The organism is Halalkalibacter kiskunsagensis, assembly GCF_037027555.1.
Taxonomy (GTDB): domain Bacteria; phylum Bacillota; class Bacilli; order Bacillales; family Bacillaceae_D; genus Halalkalibacter; species Halalkalibacter kiskunsagensis.
The window spans coordinates 1-21,769 of record NZ_JAXBLX010000048.1 but is presented as its reverse complement, the minus strand read 5'-3'; the positions used below and the strand labels follow the sequence as shown (position 1 = coordinate 21,769).

The window sequence follows — 21,769 nt, the reverse complement described above, 5'->3', positions numbered from 1 at the left end:
CAATGATGTTTTTGCTTATTTAACAGTAAAAAAGGGGCCTGAGCTAGGCCCCTCTTAGTTTAAGGCTACTTTGGAAAATTATTCAGAGGCATTGATCTCAGCAATAATTTTTTTAATGATGGCATCCTGAGCTTCTAAATGCTCTTTATATTCTTCTGGCCCCATGAAATCTACCCCAGCTCCTGCGTTTGTCACAGCTTCGATGTAAGCAGGATCATTAGCTGTTTCTTCAAAGATTTTTCCTAAACGATCAATGATTTCTTGTGGTGTCCCTTTTGGTACCACATATCCGCGGTTAAGGCCTAGACTAATATCGTATCCATTTTCAACAAATGTTTCTAAATCAGGAGCATGTTCTAATCTTTCTTGTGTACCGACAGCGATAAACTTCATATGACCTGCATCAACAAAGTCATTAGCAGAAGGGTAGTCGACAATTGCAGCATCAATGTGTCCGCCTGCAAGTGCTTGGATTGCTTCACTCAACCCTTCATACCCAACAAGGTTATACTGAATGCCTAATTCTTGTCCCATTTGTTCAAGCCAAACGCGAGGAATCCCACTTACCGTACCACCGAAGCGAATTTCTTCATTTTGACCAAGTTCAACGAATTCTTCTAACGTTTCAACACCTAGATTACTAGAAACGGCTAAAATTTGATTTGCAGATGACATCGCTGCGACCGGTTCGAAGCTATCAAAGTTGATTGGTGTAATATCAGAATGATGAGCAACAAGAAGTCCCTCATGAATTTGACCTAAATGGTATCCATTAGCTTCTTTTTCTTCCAATTCCTCTAACCCAACCGTACCACCTACACCAGGTAAGTTAACGTTAACAAATGTCGTATCAATGTGGTTTTGAGCATGTTCTGTTACAAGTCTAGCTTCGATATCACTTCCTCCACCTGGAGCCCAAGGAATAATCATTTCAATTTCTCTGTTTGGAAAATCCTCTACTGAAGCTTCTTTTCCTCCACAACCAACTAACATTACGGCTGCTAGAGAAACGCTGCACATCGCCGTTGCAAATTTCAATACTTTTTTATTCATTTCTATTTCCCCTTTTTTATATGTTTTTTTATATTTTATATAGGAAATTACCAAGTGGTAATAACTCATCTGTTTGTTTCCAAGAGCCTCTTTTATAGGACCACAGGGAGTGTGAATCAAGTTACTAGATTAAAGGAAGGTCATTTCCTAACTCTTCTGATAACTGTGATCAAATGGAGGAAGGTTCTTTTAAATGATAAGAAGAATGCTTCTCGATACGGAATAACCAAAACGCTATATTCAGGTTGTAACAAATATAATTCAGAAGTGAAAAATGTTTTCGAAAAAAAGCAATTATCTGAATGGTTTCTAAAATTATAAAACATATTCTTTGTACAGTCAATCACCTAAAAACGTATATATATTCCTTTAAGTTAAGTTAATCGTGCATTAACCTTCTTTTTGTTTGGTTATTTGATCAATTCCCACCCTAATGTTAATTAATGGGTCTTGTTTCCTGGAGTGGGGAGGTGTTATTTGAATATACGAAATTTTCGTACTGTTATTGTGGATTCTTGACTCTCTTGTTTACAACAAAAAAGGAGCCGCACGTCACTTTTAAAGAGTAGATAGGAAAATAACGAAACATGCCCTAACCTCAGGTTAGGGCATGTTTCGTTATTGTAAGGAGGATATAATCTCTCTCTTATTGCTCTTGCAAACTCGTTACCGAAACGCTCTGTTTCTCATTTGGGTTATCAAGAGAGTGGATGGTAGCTGTTCCGTTTTGTTGGTCTACATGCTCAATGTAGACAGGACTCCCGTTATACATTACATTGGCCATAGTTGTAGAAGAAGAAATTTCTTGTGCTCGTTGTGCGTCCATTATGATCACCTCCTTTTGATTTGTGACACTTATTACTATTTGTCGAAATGAACAAGTTATACGGTAGGTAGTTAACATGTTCATAAAAGGGACCATTAATTCATCTCTTGCTATCCATGGTCAGGTTGTGTTGTTTAATAAGCTATGAGTCGTTAGTGAAATTGCAGGGAAAAGAAGAGACCACTGAAAAAGGTTGCTTTTCAGTGGCCTTTAAGCAACGTGCGTAGCCATTGCCGCTTCCTCGATGGACTTCTTCAATACCTTTCTAAAGATCGTGCTTACTTCTTATTCGCTTGACGTCCACTTTTTTTCTGGCTCTGTGACCCCGTGTTGCCAATTTGAAACTCATCACCTAATTCGACATCATTTCTTTTATCTTGTTTTTCAATTAGTTCTCTCGTTTGGTCCTTCTGTTGTCGACCTTGTTTAGACATTTCGTCTCCCACCTCGCTTTCATATGGTATCCGTTTTAATATGTGCAAAGAAAAGGAAAATATAGATGTGAGTCGCTGATACCGCAAGTGAATTTTTTATCATTGATTCTTTTTTTTAGGACACATTAAGGATATTACTTTTTTAATAGGGGAGATTTGTCTTGTCTGACATACCTTTGAACTTAGTGTTCGTCCTTTTCATCTTACTTATCTTATCAGCATTTTTCTCTTCGATCGAAACGGCCTACTCAAGTGCCAATAAATTAAGATTAAAAAGCTATGCAGATGAGAATAGACCAGGCGGTGCGAAAGCCTTATTCATCTCACAAAACTTTGATCACGCTCTTTCTACGATATTAATTGGGAATAATTTAGTGAACATAGCAGCTGCTACGATATCGGCCCAAGTGGCCACGGAGTTATTTGGCGGGAATACGGGACTTTTGATCAGTACGATTGTTATGACGATTCTCATTCTTATTTTTGGCGAAGTTCTACCGAAATCATTTGCGAAAGAAAATGCGGAATCATTGGCTCTCAAAGTGTCAGCTATTTTGCTTTTCCTAATGAAACTTTTTACTCCTTTAACGTGGCTCCTTGTGCAATTAAAGCAAGTTATGGCAAAGTTCGTATCAAAGACGGAAGTGAGTCCTTCGGTAACAGAAGAAGAATTAAAAGAAATGTTTTCGATTAGTCAAGCTGAAGGAGTTATTGAACCGAATGAAAAAGAACTTCTTCACAACACGTTGGACTTTAATGATATTAAAGTAGTGGAGGTGTTAACGCCTCGCACGGATCTTGTCGCGATTGATATTAATATGTCAATTGAAGAAATCATTGCAATTCTAGTAAGAGAAAGATTTTCTAGATTACCCGTCTTTGAAAAGTCAGTTGATAATATTATCGGGATTTTATCAGAAAGAGACTTTCTTACTGAGCTTGTAACAAAGAAAGAAACGGATATAAGAAAGTTAATTCGAAAGCCGCTGTTTGTTGTAGAAACATTAGGCATAGCTACGCTCTTACCGATGTTACAAAAAAATCGAGTACATATGGCTGTTGTTATTGATGAATTTGGTGGCACATCTGGAATTGTTACGTTAGAAGATATTTTAGAAGAATTGGTTGGGGAAATTTGGGATGAACATGATGAAAAGATTAATGAGACGAATAGGCTTGGTCCAAATGAATATGAATTTTATGGAGACTATCCATTAGATGATTTTGCAAGGATGGTGCAAGTGGAATTGCCAGACAGTAGAAACCATACGCTTGGCGGCTGGTTAACAGAGGAATTTCATTATGTCCCAAAGGTAAATGAAGAACTCGTATATGATGGGATAAAATTAATTGTCACTGAAGCGGAAGATAGAAGAATCATTAAAGTCAGGGTGATTTCAAGAATGGAAGAATTTCTTACGAATTAATTTTAGGAGTGACACCGAAATTTTAAAAAAACAGTAGTGAAATGTAATCATTAGTAATAAAATGTAAGTAATACAATTATGGAGTGTGATATTTAGATGGACGATGTTCCCTCGAGTTTGATTGCGTTATTTATCATGTTATTAGGTTTGTCTGCTTTTTTCTCCTCAGCTGAAACCGCATTTTCAAGTGTTAACAAAATCCGCCTTAAAAATTATGAGGAAGAAGGAAGGCCGGGGGCTAAGAACGCTGTTAACATAGCTGAGAATTTTGATAAGACGCTTTCAACCCTTTTGGTTGGTAATAACCTTGTGAACATTGCTGCTGCAACGCTTTCTTCACAAATTGCGATCGGGCTGTTTGGCCCAAGTCTCGGAGTATTCATTAGTACATTCGTTGTCACAATTTTGGTTTTAATTTTTGGTGAAATTATCCCGAAATCGCTAGCGAAAGAATATGCAGAAAGCTATGCGTTAAAAACATCAGGAATCCTATTATTGTTGATTTACGTACTCTATCCAGTCACTTGGGTGTTCTTACAAATTAAGAAACTTGTTTATCTATTTGTGAAAAGCAAAGAACGTACCCCATCTGTCACTGAAGAAGAAATAAAAATGCTCATTCAAATTAGTGAGGATGAGGGTGTGATCGGAAAAAATGAGAAAGAAATGGTGCATCGTTCGTTGGAATTTGATGACATTATCGTTCAAGAAATTTTAAAACCGCGTCCAGATATGATTGCGGTTGAGGTCAATCAACCGATTTCTGAAATCATGGAAGTGTTCTTAACGGAACATTTTTCAAGAATTCCAGTGTATGAGAGCAATGTTGATAATATTGTTGGAATCTTGTCTGAACGTGACTTTTTAACAGCTTATATTAAAGATAAAGAGAATGTTGATGTGAACTCGTTAATTAGACATCCGTTATTTGTCGTTGAATCTATGAAAATCTCTTCCTTGCTCCCAGAATTACAAAAGCAAAAGGTCCATATGGCAATTGTCATTGATGAATTTGGTGGGACGTCTGGGTTAGTGACATTAGAGGATTTATTAGAAGAAATCGTCGGTGAGATTTGGGATGAACATGACGTTCGCATCAATCAAGTAAGGCAAATCGGACCGTCTAGTTATGTCGTTGATGCCAACTATTCGATTGATGATTTTACCGAGTTTACAAATATTGATGCTCCTACAACCTCTAATCATACGTTAGGCGGATGGTTGATAGAAGAATTCCAACGTATCCCAAAAGTTGGGGAAGAGTTTATGTATCAAAATCTGATTTTAAAGATTGAGAAGGCTGAAGAAAAAAGAGTTCGCCAAGTTCATTTAACAATTAATGAAACTAGTAATGTCGTTGAACAAAAAGCAGCTATTTAAAAGGAATCCCCCTGTGATGTGTGACTCGCAGGGGGATTTGTTCATGAGCAAAGAATGGCTAAATCCATGCATGCTGCTCGTCTTGCAGTCCTATGCTTTTAGTATTTTGCCAAGGGGGTGGGATTTAAAGATACACGTGGTAGCGAAGTGTAAAAAGCCCCCTCAAGCTATGATAAGATAGAAAAAACTAGATTTTCGACATTGGTTTCATGGCTTTTGCTATTTGATCTCGGATAGAAAATAGGATGAGAAGTACTGACCGAATTTTAGGTGGTGACATTTATGGATAACAAAAAAAGTGAGGTATACGTTCATTACAGTGGATGACGCATTGTCTTTGTTTGTCGAAAGTGTTGGGTACAATCCTCAGGAACAAGATTTCTCAAGGATAGAAGGATATCCGTATTATCACTGGTTACAAACAGTCGAAGGGGAAGGGGAATTTTCTTTTAATGGACAAGAGTATCTGTTGCCAAAAGGACGTGGCATTTTATTAAAACTGTACACACCGCATTCATATTATCCGATTGGAAAAATGTGGTCAACGGTATATGTTACGTTTGGGAATGGCTCCGCACTCTGGTTTTTTTAATAGAGATTCGGGAGGTAACTGGCCCTTTCCGAATCTTTTTCTAATTTTTATTTAGAAAGCGTTTACAAAATAATCCTTTTGTTTTACTATACTTAATAAGGACGTTAGAAAAAGTAAGTGACGATATTTTTGATAAATTACCTTACAAGTTAGTTGATAATGCCGGTGATAGACAATATATTAAAAAAAAGAAGGTTTTAACCGCGGAAGTGAGAAATATTACATATAATTAATAATGATTTAGAAACTTTTATGAACACTAAATAAAGTCATTGGAAAAAGTAAGTTCCAATAAAAGAGAAGGATTTGATACTGTGCAAAAACAAAGGACAGGAGATGCGAAATTAATTCAAGAATTAAATCGTTCGATTATTTTGGATGCGATTCGAAAGTATGGACCTGTTTCAAGAAGTGAAGTAGCCAAAATAATCGATATTAGCCCTACTACAGTGACGTCGGCTGTTTTTGATTTGATGGATGAAGGGCTTGTTTATGAGGATGGGGTAGGGAATTCCAATGGCGGTAGAAAGCCAGTTTTGCTGCGGTTTAATCCTAGCGCCTATTCGATAATTGGTGTATCGATTACAAATTCGTCAATTAAAATTGCTGATATGAATCTCGAAGGGGTAATAGCGAGGAAAAAGGTTTATAAGGCAAACGAGTACCAAGGGGAAGAGATGATACAATTCATTCTTGATGTAGTTGGCCAGTTCCTTGCTACTAAGCCAAATATAGAGAGGTGCCAAGGGATTTCCGTTATTACACCAGGGATTGTCGATGCGAAAAATGGTCTGATTTCCTACAACTCGAAACTGAAATTATATAATGTTCCATTAAAAGAGTTACTAGAAGAAAAAACGAACTTGCCAACGTATGTCGATAATGATGCCAATGCGTTTGTTTTAGCAGAAAATTTCTTTGGGATATTTAGTAATTACAAAGATCTCCTCTATATTACGATCGGAGATGGTGTTGGTTCTGGAGTGATGATTAACGGCGCAATCTATCGAGGGTTTATTGGTAGCTCAGGGGAAATTGGGCATACGTCCGTTGTGCAAGGTGGGATGAAGTGTGAATGTGGAAATACAGGTTGTCTAGAAAATTATGTAAACTGGCCAACCATTTATTCGAAAATTGTATCGGCAATTATGACGAAAAAACGTGATACCGTCATCAAAGACATGGTAACGAATGATTTGAGCAAGATAACACCGAGCATTTTTGTTCAGGCAATTACTCAGCAAGATGCATTGGCAATCGATATTATGGATGAAGTTGTCGATCATTTTGCTGTTGCGATTACGAATACGATCCATATGTTTAATCCAGAAGTCGTCATTTTAAGTGGAGACATCATTGAAGGAAATTCATTGTTTTTACAGACCATTCATGAACGAGTGAAGCGTAAAGTAATCCCGATATTAAAGGAGAATATTAACATACAGAGTACATCACTAGGTTCTGAGTTTGAGCTGTTAGGTTCTGCAGCTGTGATCCTCCACGGGAAGTTTAAATTTCAAATATCGTAAGCTGTCACAAATAAATCCAGAAAGGAAACAATGCTTTCCTTTCTTCCTCTATTATAAAAGTAAAACCCATTACTTAGAAGTATTTAAGAATGCAAGTAAATAAAGTTGGAGGTGATGTACCTTCTAAAGTAGGTGGTTAATCGCTTTAAATTTATGGAATATTCAAATATTTAAGAGGCGTCTGAACTAGGAATGAACAAGCTATGTCTTATCCAAAACGGAAACATGGTAGTTTACATACATCCGAATGAAAACTAGTAAGCTACCTTTACGATTTGAGAAACAACGAAATGATCCAAGTCAGTCAAAAGTAGTGCGAATACGTAAAGTGGTGTTTCAAAAGCGAATAAAACTAATTGGAGGGAAATTATGAAAAAGTTTATTACTGGTAGTCTTTTATTGTTGGTCGTTACATTTTTGGCAGCTTGTAGTACAAGCACTGGAGGGCAAAGAGAATCGCTTGATATTGCTTTGTGGGATGAAAGAGCAGATGATGCAGTCCAAGCTTCCATTGAAGCATTTAAGCAAGAACACCCAGACGTAGAAGTAAATGTAACTTACACACCTTTTGCTGATTATTGGACGAGGCTGATGACTAGCCTTGGTGGAGGAAGTGGGCCAGATGTGTTTTGGATGAATGGACCAAACTTTTACCAGTATGCGACGCAAGATTTAATTGAAAATCTAGACTCGTATATTGAAGCAGATAGTTCCTTTTCGAAAGAAAGCTATTTTCCGGCAGTTGTAGACCTATATTCTTTAGACAATAACTTGTATGCTGCGCCATATTTCGTTGATTCCATTGGTCTCTTCTACAACAAAACCCTGTTTGATGAGGCGGGGATTGATTATCCGGATGAAACGTGGACATGGGAAGACATTGAACGTGTAGGAGAAGAATTAACGGATCCGAGCAACGGTGTTTACGGCTATATGGCACATGTTGCGAGAAGTCAGCCAGGCTACTACAATATGATCCATCAAGCTGGTGGATACATTATCAGCGATGATAAAACAACGTCAGGTTTTGATACACCTGAGGCAAAAGAAGCGTTTACGTTTTTACAAGCACTCATTGATAAAGGGATCTCTCCTTCGATCCAAAATCAAATTGAAACAGAACCGAAGCAGTTGTTTCTGTCTAATAGAGTAGCAATGTTACCGGAAATTTCTGTGCATGTAACAGAGTTTCAAGCTGAGCTAGGGGATACTTTTGGTGTTGCACCGCTTCCAAAAGGAAAGGAAGAAGCATCTATTGTACACGGAATTGGTTGGGCGATGAATGAGAAAACAGATGATAAAGATTTAGCATGGGAATTAATCAAGTATTTATCAAACGAAGATGGCAATAGAGTCATTGCTGAGACAGGATTTTCGATTCCTGCGATTCAATCATTAAGTGATGTATTTAAAGATTATCTTCCTTCTGTCGATTTACAAGTCTTTATTGATGCACAAGAAACAGGAGTTGCTTATCCAGTCTCGAAACGAACAGCAGAATGGCAAGATATTGAGACGAAAGAAATTCAAAGTGCTTTCTTAGGTCAGCAGACGATTGATGAGGCATTAGAGAAGATCGGCGCAGGCATGGATGCCATTTTAGAAGAAGAACAAAATGAGTAATGTACAAAGCATATCTCTTCCTTCCATACATTTATGGGGGAAGAGGTTTTAGCCTATACGCCTATTAAGGAGATGATGATTTGGATACAACAGTGGTCCCGAAGAAAAAGCGAGAAACTGTGATGACACCAACTAAACTGTCTCGAGGGAAACGGGAAGCGCTTTGGGCCTATTTATTTATTGCTCCGACCGTATTAGGACTTTTGGTGTTCTATATGCTGCCTGCAATTGGTTCCTTTGCTCTTTCCTTTACAAAATGGAATGGGATTAGCACTCCTGAATATGTTGGGTTAGAAAATATCATTCGTTTGATTCAGGACACATCCTTTATTCGTTCAGTGATTAATACGTTTGTTTTTACGCTCGTTTCCGTACCGTTGTCCGTTGTCATTGCTTTATTAATCTCGCTTTTGCTTAATCAGAAGATTAAAGGAATGGTCATCTACCGAACTCTTTATTTTCTTCCTGTTGTCACGATGCCAGTTGCCGTAGGGATGGTTTGGAAGTGGCTCTACAATACAGAGTATGGATTAATCAATTATGCCTTGGGCCTTATGGGGCTCCCTCAGCCTTCTTGGTTATTTGATCCGAATATCGCTTTGTTATCAGTCATTTTAGTCTATGTTTGGATGACGGTAGGCAATAGTGTCATCTTACTTCTAGCAGGTCTTCAAGGCGTTTCAAAAACGTATTATGAAGCGGCTGAAATGGACGGAGCTACAAAAGTTAGGCAGTTTTTCTCAATTACACTTCCTCTTATAACACCCACGCTGTTTTTTGTTTTTATTACAGGAATGATCAGCTCGCTGCAAGTATTTGATTTAATCTTCATCATGATTGGAGATAGTAGTGTGTTGTTAGAACCGTTACGTACGATCGTTTATGGGGTGTATGAATCTGGTTTCGTCTATTCGCAAATGGGAGTTGCTTCAGCGCAAGCTTTCTTATTGTTTCTAGCGATTTTAACTGTCACGATTGTTCAATTTGTTTTCCAGAAAAAGTGGGTTCACTATGACGGTTAAAAAAAGGAGGGATCGACCATGAAGGAGAAAAAAATAGGAAATCACGTCGTACTACTCATCGGAGCCGTGTTAATGATTGTGCCGTTTTTATGGATGGTTTCGACATCCTTAAAAACATATGGGGAAGCAATGCAAGTCCCACCATCAATCATTCCTAAAGCATGGAATTTTGGAAACTATGTTGATGTGTTCGCAAGTGTTGACTTCTTAAAATACTATGTAAATACGATTATCATAACGTTAGGTCGTACATTAGCACAGTTGTTTTTATGTTCGCTTGCAGCATTTGCATTTGCCAGGTTGGCGTTTCCTGGGAAGAATATCATTTTTATTGCGATCCTATCTGTGTTAATGGTTCCTCCTCAAGTGATTCTCATACCTAACTATGCAATTTTGTCACAGTTAGGGTGGATTGACACGTTCTATGCATTGATCGTGCCTGGGATGTTTAGTGCATTTGGTGTCTTTTTATTACGCCAATTCTTTATGGGGATTCCAAAGGAACTAGACGAAGCAGCAACAATGGATGGCTGCTCATTCTTTGGCATCTATTGGAGAATCATTCTTCCAAATGCAACGCCAGCACTAATGGCATTAGGGATTTTCACAATTCTGGCCTCGTGGAATGATTTTCTCTGGCCTCTTGTTATGACGAATTCAGAAAGCATGAGGGTATTATCTGTTGGGATTGCCTCATTCCAAGGACAATATTCAACCAATTACCCATTGCTTATGGCAGGAGCGGTGATGTCAACGATCCCAATGCTGATCATGTTTATCTTTTTACAAAAGCACCTTATTGCTGGCATAGCCTTGCAAGGGGTCAGAAGGTAAGTATCACGTATTTTATCGGCATCTTAGGGGGAATGGTATGAACAATGTAGGGGATGTAGCGATCGGCTTGGATTTAGGGGGCACGAAAATACTGGCGGCTCTCATATCAAAGGATGGAAAAGTGATTAATCAAACAGAAAGTGAAACGTCAAAACAGGGGCAGGACGGTATTTACACGACGATTCTTACTACAATAACTAAGTTATTAGTAATCGAAGACATCAATCCGAATCGTTTAAAGGGAATCGGGGTTGCATCAGCAGGCATTATTGATTCAACTCAAAACGTTATTCAATATGCGAAAAATTTAGGAATGAAAAATTTTCCGATTGGTTCCTTGTTAGAAGCACACTTTCAGCTTCCTGTAAAACTGGTCAATGATGCGAATGCAGCTGCTGTAGCTGAATGGATTTGGGGTGCCGGACGCAAAAAGCGAAACCTCGTTTATATTACAGTGAGCACAGGAGTTGGGGCAGGAATTATTAGCAATGGAAGACTACTAACCGGAGCAAACGATTGTGCAGGTGAGTTTGGGCATATTTCTATTATGCATAACGGCATTCAATGCGAATGTGGCAACCGCGGTTGTTTGGAAAAATACACGTCTGGAACAGCGATTGCGAAAATCGCCAATGAGCGTTTGCTTGCAGGGGAAAGCAGTAGCTTAGGGAGCATAAAGAGCGGAGATGTTACGAGCAAACATCTTGCGGCAGCAGCTGAAGAAGGAGATGTATTCTCTATCAATCTTTTAAAAGAGGTAGGGGAATATCTAGGGACGGGGGTAAACAATTTGATTCATTTGTTTAACCCTGAAGTCATCGTTTTTGGTGGCGGGGTTATGAATATGTCTCGTTTTATTGTTCCTTCCATAAAAGAAGCTGTAAGAACCTATGGAATTTCCCATATGGCAAAGGGGGTAACCATTGAAACATCAACGCTTGGAAAAAAGGCAGGTGTCATGGGAGCCTCAGGTCTATTTTTTGCCAATGATCAACATGACAAGTTTATGAGTCCATCTTTATAAAAAAACACGTAAAGGGGAGTTGAATGTGTTAAACACGCTAGTAATGGGAGCAGGGACAATGGGTAGTGTTCATGCTAGAGCTTATGAGAGGTTAGAGGATGTCAATTTAGTAGGAATTGTCGATACAAATTTGCAAAAAGCGACGGAACTAGCAGAGGAGCTAGGGACAAAAGCATTTCGAACGTATGAAGAAGCAGTAGAAGGGGGAGAAGTGATTGATGCTGTGTCCATTTGCTTACCAACTCCACTCCACAAAGAATTTCTGATCAAAGCAGCTGATGACAAGAGGCATGTGATCTGTGAAAAACCGTTAGCCAGAACGTTAGACGATGCGAGAGAAATGATCAACTACTGCAAAGAAAAGGACGTAAAGTTGTTTGTTGGTCATGTCGTTCGTTTTTTTCCGGAATATGTAAAAGCGAAACAGCTTGTAGCGGCAGATAAAATTGGCAAACCGGCTGTTGTCCGCACGACAAGAGGAGGAGCGTTTCCAAGCGCCTCCAATGATTGGTACGCTGACTTCTCTAGTAGCGGTGGGTTGGTTTTGGATATGATCATTCATGATTTTGATTATTTGAGATGGTGTTTTGGCGAAGTAGAGCGAGTGTATGCCAAGAGCAGCAAAGGTAGAGTTTACCAAAAAACAGAGTATGCGTTAGTGACCTTACGATTTAAAAGTGGGATTATCGCGCATGTAGAGGGAACTTGGGCCCACCAAACTTTTACAACGAAATTTGAATTTGCAGGTAAGGACGGAATTATTGACTTTGATAGTTCAAAAGTCGGTCCTGTTGTCGCAAGTCGTACGCAAAATGGGCAAGGTAGAGGAGTTGCGGTTCCTGAAAGCCCGCTAAAAAATAATCCGTATTATTTAGAGCTGCAGCATTTCACCGAGTGTATTAAGACAGGGGCAGAGCCACTCGTTTCGGCAGAAGATGCTTATAAAGCAATGGAGATAGCCATAGCTGCGCTAGAATCGATTGAAACAGGAAAGCCTGTTGAGTTACGTGATCGTAAGGTGAAGGAGGCAGTTCAATGAAAGTTGGAATCATCAGTTTTGCTCATGGCCATGCATACGGATATGCGGAGGCATTAACGGAATTAGAAGGAGTCGAGTTAGTTGGAATCGCTGATGAAGACCGTGAGCGTGGCCAGAAAGCAGCGACTCAGTTTAACGCGAAGCATTATGTGGATTTCGAGGTTTTATTAGATCAGGATATTGACGCAGTTATCATCACTTCTGAAAACAGTAACCATCATGGACATGTTGTTGCAGCGGCAAGAAAAGGCAAACATATTTTATGTGAAAAGCCACTTTCTGCGACAGTAGATGACGCGAAAGAGATGATCGCGGTATGTAAGCAACATAACGTTATATTGCAAACGGCCTTTCCCGTTCGTTTTAATACCCCAATCATTAAGGCGAAGGAAATCATTGAAAGTGGCGAGCTTGGAAACATTATGGCGATTAAAGGAACAAATCGTGGGACAAACCCAGGTGGGTGGTTTGTCGATAAATCCAAATCTGGCGGTGGCGCTGTAATCGATCATACAGTTCATGTAGTAGACATTATAAGGTGGTACATGGGATCTGATGTAAAAGAGGTGTATGCTGAGATTGGAAATCTAATTTCTGATTATGACATCGATGACTGTGGAATTCTTACGATGGAGTTTGATAACAATGTGTTCGCAACACTTGATTGTAGCTGGTCACGCACGGGGAATTATCCAACTTGGGGCGATGTTACGCTAGAGATTGTTGGGACACAAGGTACATTATCAGTCGATGCCTTCGCGCAAAAAACAGATGTGTACAGCAACGATGGCGCGCAGTGGGATTACTGGGGAGACAACATGGACTCCGCGTTAGTAGCTGATTTCATCTCAAGTGTTCGTCAAGGAAAAAGCCCTTCGATTACAGGCGAGGATGGATTAAAAGCACTAGAAGTCGCAGTGGCAGCCTATGAATCATCCAAACAGAAAGAACCTGTAATTTTGTAGGTGCCTGGTACTTATCGTTTTTTGTAAAAGAGAGTCGATCATTTAAGAGAAGATCGACTCTCTTTTTTTCGGGAGGTGCTTGGGCACGCCCCGAAAGTTGGGAGTGCCCTTTGGTGAAAAGAAAGACAAACTTAAACAAGTATTTAAAATGCATGTTTTATGTTACATAACCTTACATAAATCCTTACAATTCCTAAAGTGCTTGATATGATTAAGACAACAAAAAGAGATCAACATTTTAGGAGGTTATCCATATGACAAACAAAAAGCTAAAAAACCCAGGAATCCTTACTCTAATCGGTCTTACGTTTATGATTTTTTTTCAATAGAATAGTAAGAAATAACGCATATAAGCTGAGTTCCTCGTGTAGGAGCTCAGTTTTTTTGTGAGCAAGGGGCAGCGGCTCCAATTGTTGCTTCGAGGTTGTCTCAAAAGGTCAAAAGTGACCTTATGGAAAACCTCTTTTACACCTTGTAATTATTCCCATCATACTATATACTACATTACAACACTAATGCACTACTCCTGAAAGGAGGAGAATAGATGATTTTGAATTCGGATAGTTCGAAACCGATCTACGTGCAAATATCGGAATGGATCGAAACGGAGATTTTGCGCGGAAAGATTACGAGCGATCAAAAGGTGTATTCACAATATCAGCTTGCTGATATGTTTAACATCAACCCAGCAACGGCTGCCAAGGGACTGACCTTACTTGTGGATGAGCAAGTTCTCTATAAGAAAAGAGGGCTTGGAATGTTTGTCGCCAAAGAAGCGCGTGAGATCATCTTAAAGAGACGCAAAAGTCAGACGTTAAAGAAGTTAGTGACGGAGCTAGTGCTAGAAGCGGAACGCCTTGAAGTCAGTGAAGAAGAATTATTCGAAATGATCACATCCACCAAACGTAAGGGGGCAGGAGAATGAGCGTAATAGAATGCAAAGATGTCACAAAAGTATATCGGAACGCTCACGCTTTAAACGGCTTATCGTTTCAAATTGAAGAAAATAAAATTACTGGGGTCATTGGACGAAACGGTGCGGGAAAAACAACGATGCTTAAGGTTCTAGCTGGATTTCTAAAGGAAACATCAGGAGAAGTGAATGTGTTCAACGAGCGTCCATTTAATAACTTAAAGGTTTCTGCCAATCTAATTTTTGTCGATGATCAAATGAGTTTGCCCGCAACATTAACGCTTTCAGAGATTTTAGAAGCAGCAAAGAGCTTTTATGAAAACTGGGATATGGAATTAGCGCAGCGGCTCTTTGAGTATTTTTCGTTTAATCCTAGTCAAAATCATCATCAGCTTTCAAAAGGGATGAAAAGTACATTTAATATGATTCTAGGATTATCGGCTCGGTGCGCATTAACGATTTTTGATGAACCAACAACGGGAATGGATGAAGCGGTCAGAAAGGATTTCTATCGAGCCTTACTAAAAGACTATCTTGCTTATCCACGCACGGTCTTGTTATCGAGTCACCATCTTAGTGAAATTGAAGATTTATTAGAAGATGTCCTATTGATCAAAGAGGGAAAAACATGTCTTCATCTGTCATTAACAGAGTTAAAAGAGCGAGCTATCAGGCTTAGCGGGGAAACAGCAGAAATTGATCGGATCGTTTCTGGGAAAGAAGTGTATGATTCGAAAACGGATGCAAGTGGCCGTTCTTATGTTGTAGTGAAAAATGAATTCTCAGAATCTACTCTTCAGGAAGCGAAATGGAATGGAATTGAGATTTCTGCAGTTGCTCCTGCTGATTTATGTGTGTATGTCACAAATAAAACAAAAGGGGGAATCGATGATGTCTTTAACCGAGGTTAGCTTTCGTCAAATTATAAAGAAACAATTTCGTTATAAAGTGAAGGCATATTTAGGGGTCTTTAGTTCCTTAATCATTTTGCAACTCGTTGCGATTGCCTTTTCATTTAATGGCGTTGGCATGATGGGAACGGGGTCTAACCACTATTCGATTACAATTAGTACGTTTTCAGCGAATATGGTGATTGTATTTACGATGTTATGGGCGGTTATTATCTCGATTATGGTAACCATGAAGTCGTATCGGAATGATGATTTTTCCTTTGTGACCAATCGATTGACGAGTAGTCTATCAACGGTAGTGTTTCTAGTAGTCGCAAGTATCGTTGCTGGTATGACAGCGATGTTATCAAGCTTCTTATTAAAAAACATCATCTATTTCTTATTTTCCTTTGAACCAATTACAGGCAGTGCAAGTGCGATTTCAATCGGTGAAGTTCTACTCGGAATGGTGGCTTCTAGCTTGTATATTGTTTTATTTAGCTCAATTGGTTATTTTATTGGCATCCTTGTGCAGTGGCATCGTGCGTTTGCGATTTCCATTCCAGCGATGATTTTCGGCTTATTGTTTTTTGGAGATCAATATATGATAGGTAATCCAATTACATGGATGGGCACTTTCTTTTTTACTGAATCGTCTTTTGTATTATTTGCATGTAAGATACTCGTCATCTCCGGAGTGCTGTTTGGTAGTTCAATATTCATTTCTACGAGATTGGAGGTTAGACGATAATGTCCTTGCTTATCCTATTTATCATTGTTGCAATCATCGTTGTTTCCATTACCTTGTTTTTAAGGAAATCGATTAAGATTAAGACAACTTTTTTTAATGGAAATGGAACGAAGTGGTTGTTAGTCGGTTACTTGATTGTCTTGATTGCTTCATTTTTCATCTATCAAACGATTGCCATTGATAAAGTAGCAAACGAGCCGAATCTAACGCATGAGGAATTCGATGAACTTTATGCTACATTTCAAGAGGCTGCTAGAAATGGAACGTTGGACTCACTTGAAGAGAGTTTTGTCGTAGAAGATTGGCGAATCGAGTATGAGGAGCCAACGATTCATTTGAATACAAGAAATAATAATCATATGGGAGTATCAATGTTTGCTGAGCGGAAAGAGACGAATGACGGGGAAATTGAAGTCTACTATTATACAAGTCAATCATCAGTAGAAGGGATTGATATTACCGAGGAAATTAGTAGGATTAATCTAGAAGTGGAAGGCGAAACGATGATGTTTATGCGCCCGACTCCTGTTGACCTTCGCTTTGCAAAATTCACAAAAGAATTTACGATTACGCAATTTACCGGTGAGCGCCAAACGTTTGATCAACATTTCACAGCAATGGCTCCAGAGATCTTGTATTTAAAGATTCCAAAAGACTTGGAGATTGTTGATTATGCTGATTTTTATATACAAGAGGTTGTGAAGTAGTAGGCACCTCCTAAAGTTTGTCGGAAACGCTGAGATCTGTTGGGTCTTAGCGTTTTTTGGTATGTGGTTTTGCTGGAATGCGTCTTAGACTTTGTAAGCTAATTGTAGTGTTAATTTTGTTGAATATATGACCATTTACTCTGTTATTTAGTTGTATATTTAACGTTTTCCCTCCCAGATATGAACCGGTTAGTACCTGACACCGCTCATTTTTTGTCGAATTATTTTTCTCTTTATTTAATAGAAGAAGCTTTACACTAAATGAGGAGAAAATTGTATAGCAAATCTACGAAGTGGCAAACCTATTAAAAAGTAGAAACTACAAGTTTCAGCTCTAGAAGGTTCTGATCACAAGTTTGGCGAAGGGCTATTATTCTTGTATAAGGTGGAATAAAGATGATAACTAGTATTTTATCTAACTACAATCCAATATTATTCGCTGCTTCGACTAGTATTGCTATTCTAGCTTCCTATACAGGCATTGATATTCTAAGTCGACTGCCTATGGAAAAAGGGAAGAGGAGAGCATTCTGGTTATGTAGTGGAACGATCGTAGTCGGAGTAGGCATTTATACTGCTCATTTTTTAAGTATGATGATGTTTGAATTCAATCATTTTTATCATATATCAGATTTACTGCTAACGTTACTTATATCTGTTGGAATGACCTCTATTCCTATGGTGTTGTGTCTAAAGGCGATTCAAAGTCAAAGCCATAAGGATATCCTTATTGGTGGACTCACACTTGGGTTGAGTTTTGTTGTGATTCATTATGTTGCGATGCATGTCAGTCATGAGCATATCGGTTATCAACCTTTGTCTATTGTACTCTCGGTTTTCGCGGCTATGATTCCAGCCTATTTTATCTTTAAAAAAGTGGTATTTATAGTGAGTTACAATGGCAATCCATCGTTATATACGCAAATGATTTTTGGTGGTCTTATGGGAATCAGTATTATGGCCATGCACTATCTCTCTCTAGTAGGTACGACTATAATTAATCATGAATATATAGGCCATGAAGAGGTTCTAGAGAACAACTACTCCTTATCGATCTTTTTAGGAATTGGGATTATGTTAACCTTTTTTATTTTTATTTTAAGTTCTCGACTTGACCGGAAGATCTCTATTCAGTCCGAAAAGCTTTCCCAATCAGAGCAGGACTATTATTCACTATTTGAACAAAATCCAGATATTGTTGCAAAACTAAGCCTAGATGGGACGATTCTTTCGGCCAACAAAGCAATGGAAAAGATAACAGGTTATCATAAAATGGAATGGAAGAATCATCCTGTAAGTATGTTTATAGACCATGATTTTCTTGAAGTAACAAATGAAAAATTTACTGAAGCAACAAAGGGAAGGGCAACTCACTATGAAAGTCGCCTGGCACTTAAAAATGGCGAAGTAGCAAATGTATATATGACAAATCTTCCTATTATTAATAACGGGAACATTGTTGGCGTGTATGTAATTATAAAAGACATAACAGATAAAAAGAAACTTCTCGAACAAATTGAAATAAATGAACAACGTTATAAGTCGCTTTTTGACTATAATAACGATGCCGTTTTTTCCTTTGATCTACTCGGACATTTTACAAGTGTTAATAAGGCGGTTGAACAGATATCTGGATATCCCCCTTCTGAACTAATGAAAAAGCCCTTTGTGGACTATATTCATCCTGAGGATTTATCAGAAGCTTTAGAAGCATTTGCAGTCTCTAAACAAGGCAAATCGCAAACGTTAAATTGTAGAATTATCCACAAAGATGGGGGCACGATCTTTTGCAATGTAACAAGTACTCCGATCATCGTAAACAATGACATTGTTGGCGTTTATGGAATTGCAAAGGACATTACGAAACAAAAGAAAACAGAAGAAATGATCGAGCACATGGCTTATCATGATTACTTAACAGGGTTGCCAAACCGTAATATGTTAGAAAAGTGTCTTACAGAAAAATTAACGGTAGCTGAATCGGAGAATCAAAAAGTAGCAATCTTATTTATCGACCTCGACCGCTTTAAAAATATAAACGATACATTGGGACATTCGATGGGTGACCTCTTATTAAAAGAGATCAGTAAGCGCCTTCAAGAGACTGTTAATGATCAAGACCTTGTTTTCAGACAAGGGGGGGATGAGTTTATTGTGTTGTTGCATAATGCTAACCGGAGTGTAGCATCAAAGATGACTAAACAAATTCTAGATGTGATCGCAACACCTATTCATATTAACAGTTACGAGATTTTCACTTCACCAAGTATTGGAATTGCATTATATCCAGATGACGGAGATCATGCAGAAACCCTTATAAAAAATGCTGATTTTGCTATGTATCAAGCAAAACATGATGGGAAGAACACATATCATTTTTACTCTAATAAAAAGGCTGGAGATTTCAATCCGCTCGTACTGGAAATGGAGTTGCATCGAGCCATTGAACGGAATGAACTTGTTCTCTATTACCAACCTAAAGTCAATCTTAAAACAGGTCGAGTGATTGGAACAGAGGCATTGCTTCGTTGGAATCATCCAACATGGGGCATAGTATCTCCTGCAGATTTTATTCCGTTAGCTGAGGAAACAGGATTAATTACTCCTATTGGAGAGTGGGTATTACACACTGCTTGTACGCAAATGAAGAAATGGAACGACCAGCGAGCGCAAGCGTTAACCATCTCTGTTAACTTGTCTACGAAACAATTTTCACAAACAAAATTAGTTGCAACTGTTGCAAAAATTTTAAAACAAAGCGGGTTGGATCCAAAGTGTTTAGAACTTGAAATTACAGAAAGTATGACAGCCGATATTGATAAAACCATCTCCACGTTATTAGAATTAAAACGTCTAGGCGTCAGGATTAGTATTGATGATTTTGGTACTGGGTTTAGCTCTTTGAACTACTTGAATCAATTTCCGGTCGATGCGTTGAAAATCAACGAATCGTTTGTACGAGAATTAAATCAAAATCCAAGTAATGAAACGATTGTCCAAACGATAATCTCATTGGCTCATAGTTTGCAATTAAACGTTGTAGCAGAGGGGATTGAAACAAGGGAGCAGCTCGTCTTTTTACAACAGCATTTATGTGATGACGGACAAGGCTTTTTCTTTAGCCGACCTCTTTCTGCCTTAGAGTTTAATAGAAATATTGATAAGGTTGATTCGATCGTCAAAGAATTCGGAATCTCAACGTTCGTAAATGAACGAATGTGGATGGAAGAAACACTGCGAATAGCTAGAAAGGAATTACAAGAAACAGTTAGAAGACAGCAGGGAATGATTTTTAAAGTAAAAAAAATTAACAACGAATTTATCCACACATTATGTGATGGAGAGTTATTGTACGAATGTGGTTTTATTCCTGAACAAATAGTAGGAAAAACGCTATTTGATTTCCTCCCAGAGAAGTGGGCGAAAAACTTTACGAACGCCTATGTGATGGCGTGGCGCGGAGAAGAGCATGTAACGTTTGAGGGACAAGTAAAGGGTAATTATTATTTGATTGCGTTAAACCCGATAAAAAGGGGAGGAGAGGTCGTTGAGATAGTTGGCTCAGGTATCAATATTACTAAACTAAAAGAAACAGAAAAAGCATTACGAGAAAGCCGGGAAAAGTTTAAATTAATTGCAGAAAATATGAGCGATTTAATTGCCATATTTGATTTAGATGGCAAGATAACGTATGCTTCTCCATCCCATGAAACCGTTTTGGCGAGCTCGGTAAGTTATTTTGAAGGCAGAAACCCGATAAACCATATTCATCGAGATGACCAACCAGAATATAACGAAGTGTTTGCTGAAACTATCAAAACAAAGCGTAGTACGCAAATGGAGTTAAGGTGGAGAAAAAGTGATGGAACCTGGCTATTACTTGAAGCGCTCTTTACACCGGTCATCAATGAGAATGGTCAGGTTGGGCAGGTTGTAGGGGTTGCTAGAGACATTACAGAAAAAAGAAAAGCAGAGGAACTTCTAGCAAAATCGGAAAAGCTATCGATCGTTGGTGAGTTAGCTGCGGGTGTGGCTCATGAAATAAGAAATCCATTAACATCAATTAAAGGATTTGTTCAACTGTTCAAACAGGGGATGATGGATGAAAAATATTTTCCGATTATTTTTGACGAATTCAATCGGATTGAGGAAATCATTAACGAGTTTCTTAATTTAGCGAAACCACAAAAGATGAAGCTGCAAAGGACAAACCCAGTAGACTTATTAAACGGAATTGAAACATTATTAGCACCTGAAGCCCATTTGAAAAATGTCGAGATCTTGAAAGAATTTGAACAACATCTCCCAGAAATCCTGTGTGATCCAAATCAGTTGAAGCAAGTGTTCATTAACTTACTAAAAAATAGCATTGACGCGATGCCAAATGGGGGAACGCTTGTCTTAAAAACCTCGTTGGAAGAGGACAATCTCCTTATTCGAGTGTTGGATACAGGAATGGGAATAAGTGAAGAGCGCCTTGAGAAATTAGGAGAGCCATTCTTCAGTAATAAAGAAAAAGGGACAGGACTCGGGTTAATGTTGTGTTACCGAATTATTCACGAACATAACGGCACCATCACAATAAAGAGTAAAGAAAACGTTGGAACGACTGTAGAGGTGAGGGTGCCAGTGAGAGTGCCTGGCACCTCCCGAAAGTTGTCGAACGAAAAAGGAGTCGGCTAAGTTAATATGGTACCTGTAGTTAGGACACTTGAAAAAGAGTGTTTTATCTACAGGTATTTTTTTATATACTTGAATTT

Annotated in this window: 18 protein-coding genes; 15 read left to right on the top strand and 3 right to left on the bottom strand. The window is 38.5% G+C overall.

Translation table 11 applies throughout. The features are described from left to right. Positions 1 to 78 precede the first annotated feature (78 nt). The 3 genes from SLH51_RS20385 to SLH51_RS20375 all read right to left on the bottom strand — a co-directional run bounded on the left by SLH51_RS20385 (position 79) and on the right by SLH51_RS20375 (position 2,313). The gene (locus SLH51_RS20385; protein ID WP_335963364.1) at positions 79 to 1,053 is read right to left on the bottom strand and encodes a tripartite tricarboxylate transporter substrate binding protein; all 975 of its coding nucleotides are present in this window, start codon (positions 1,051 to 1,053) and stop codon (positions 79 to 81) included. Positions 1,054 to 1,699: 646 nt separating this feature from the next. After that, complete coding sequence (locus SLH51_RS20380) at positions 1,700 to 1,879, bottom strand: small acid-soluble spore protein H (protein WP_335963363.1); 180 nt, start codon at positions 1,877 to 1,879, stop codon at positions 1,700 to 1,702. A gap of 278 nt (positions 1,880 to 2,157) precedes the next feature. After that, on the bottom strand, positions 2,158 to 2,313 hold the full coding sequence (locus SLH51_RS20375) for a hypothetical protein (RefSeq protein WP_335963362.1): 156 nt from the start codon (positions 2,311 to 2,313) through the stop codon (positions 2,158 to 2,160). A gap of 161 nt (positions 2,314 to 2,474) precedes the next feature. On the opposite strand from SLH51_RS20375, the gene SLH51_RS20370 reads away from it, so the two are divergent. From SLH51_RS20370 to SLH51_RS20300, 15 genes are all read left to right on the top strand, one after another. Beyond that, a complete protein-coding gene (locus SLH51_RS20370; protein ID WP_335963360.1) occupies positions 2,475 to 3,740 on the top strand; it encodes a hemolysin family protein in 1,266 nt (421 codons plus the stop codon). Positions 3,741 to 3,836: 96 nt separating this feature from the next. Further along, the gene (locus tag SLH51_RS20365) at positions 3,837 to 5,120 is read left to right on the top strand and encodes a hemolysin family protein (protein WP_335963359.1); all 1,284 of its coding nucleotides are present in this window, start codon (positions 3,837 to 3,839) and stop codon (positions 5,118 to 5,120) included. A 298-nt stretch (positions 5,121 to 5,418) separates the two neighbouring features. Then, positions 5,419 to 5,712 (top strand): AraC family ligand binding domain-containing protein, encoded by a 294-nt coding sequence (locus tag SLH51_RS20360; protein WP_335963358.1) that lies wholly within the window; start codon positions 5,419 to 5,421, stop codon positions 5,710 to 5,712. A gap of 314 nt (positions 5,713 to 6,026) precedes the next feature. After that, on the top strand, positions 6,027 to 7,241 hold the full coding sequence (locus tag SLH51_RS20355; protein WP_335963357.1) for an ROK family transcriptional regulator: 1,215 nt from the start codon (positions 6,027 to 6,029) through the stop codon (positions 7,239 to 7,241). A gap of 369 nt (positions 7,242 to 7,610) precedes the next feature. Further along, entirely contained in the window at positions 7,611 to 8,864 is a 1,254-nt protein-coding gene (locus SLH51_RS20350; protein ID WP_335963356.1) for an ABC transporter substrate-binding protein, read from the top strand. 122 nt (positions 8,865 to 8,986) lie between these two features. Next, positions 8,987 to 9,886: a carbohydrate ABC transporter permease gene (locus SLH51_RS20345; RefSeq protein ID WP_335963376.1), complete on the top strand. Its 900-nt coding sequence runs from the start codon at positions 8,987 to 8,989 to the stop codon at positions 9,884 to 9,886. 18 nt (positions 9,887 to 9,904) lie between these two features. Next, positions 9,905 to 10,720 carry a carbohydrate ABC transporter permease gene (locus SLH51_RS20340; RefSeq protein WP_335963355.1) on the top strand — a complete coding sequence of 272 codons (816 nt, stop codon included), beginning with the start codon at positions 9,905 to 9,907 and terminating at the stop codon, positions 10,718 to 10,720. A gap of 37 nt (positions 10,721 to 10,757) precedes the next feature. After that, positions 10,758 to 11,744 (top strand): ROK family protein, encoded by a 987-nt coding sequence (locus SLH51_RS20335; RefSeq protein ID WP_335963354.1) that lies wholly within the window; start codon positions 10,758 to 10,760, stop codon positions 11,742 to 11,744. 25 nt (positions 11,745 to 11,769) lie between these two features. Further along, positions 11,770 to 12,783 (top strand): Gfo/Idh/MocA family protein, encoded by a 1,014-nt coding sequence (locus SLH51_RS20330; RefSeq protein WP_335963353.1) that lies wholly within the window; start codon positions 11,770 to 11,772, stop codon positions 12,781 to 12,783. Then, positions 12,780 to 13,748 (top strand): Gfo/Idh/MocA family protein, encoded by a 969-nt coding sequence (locus tag SLH51_RS20325; RefSeq protein WP_335963352.1) that lies wholly within the window; start codon positions 12,780 to 12,782, stop codon positions 13,746 to 13,748. Before SLH51_RS20330 ends, SLH51_RS20325 begins: the two co-directional genes overlap by 4 nt. A gap of 544 nt (positions 13,749 to 14,292) precedes the next feature. Further along, positions 14,293 to 14,673: a GntR family transcriptional regulator gene (locus SLH51_RS20320; RefSeq protein ID WP_335963351.1), complete on the top strand. Its 381-nt coding sequence runs from the start codon at positions 14,293 to 14,295 to the stop codon at positions 14,671 to 14,673. Beyond that, the gene (locus tag SLH51_RS20315; protein WP_335963350.1) at positions 14,670 to 15,572 is read left to right on the top strand and encodes an ABC transporter ATP-binding protein; all 903 of its coding nucleotides are present in this window, start codon (positions 14,670 to 14,672) and stop codon (positions 15,570 to 15,572) included. The genes SLH51_RS20320 and SLH51_RS20315 overlap by 4 nt, the downstream gene beginning before the upstream one ends. Beyond that, positions 15,550 to 16,302, top strand: a complete 753-nt coding sequence (locus SLH51_RS20310; protein ID WP_335963349.1) for a hypothetical protein — start codon at positions 15,550 to 15,552, stop codon at positions 16,300 to 16,302. Before SLH51_RS20315 ends, SLH51_RS20310 begins: the two co-directional genes overlap by 23 nt. Continuing rightward, positions 16,302 to 17,009: a hypothetical protein gene (locus tag SLH51_RS20305; RefSeq protein WP_335963348.1), complete on the top strand. Its 708-nt coding sequence runs from the start codon at positions 16,302 to 16,304 to the stop codon at positions 17,007 to 17,009. The genes SLH51_RS20310 and SLH51_RS20305 overlap by 1 nt, the downstream gene beginning before the upstream one ends. Before the next feature lie 396 nt (positions 17,010 to 17,405). Then, on the top strand, positions 17,406 to 21,692 hold the full coding sequence (locus tag SLH51_RS20300; RefSeq protein WP_335963347.1) for an EAL domain-containing protein: 4,287 nt from the start codon (positions 17,406 to 17,408) through the stop codon (positions 21,690 to 21,692). Positions 21,693 to 21,769 lie beyond the last annotated feature (77 nt).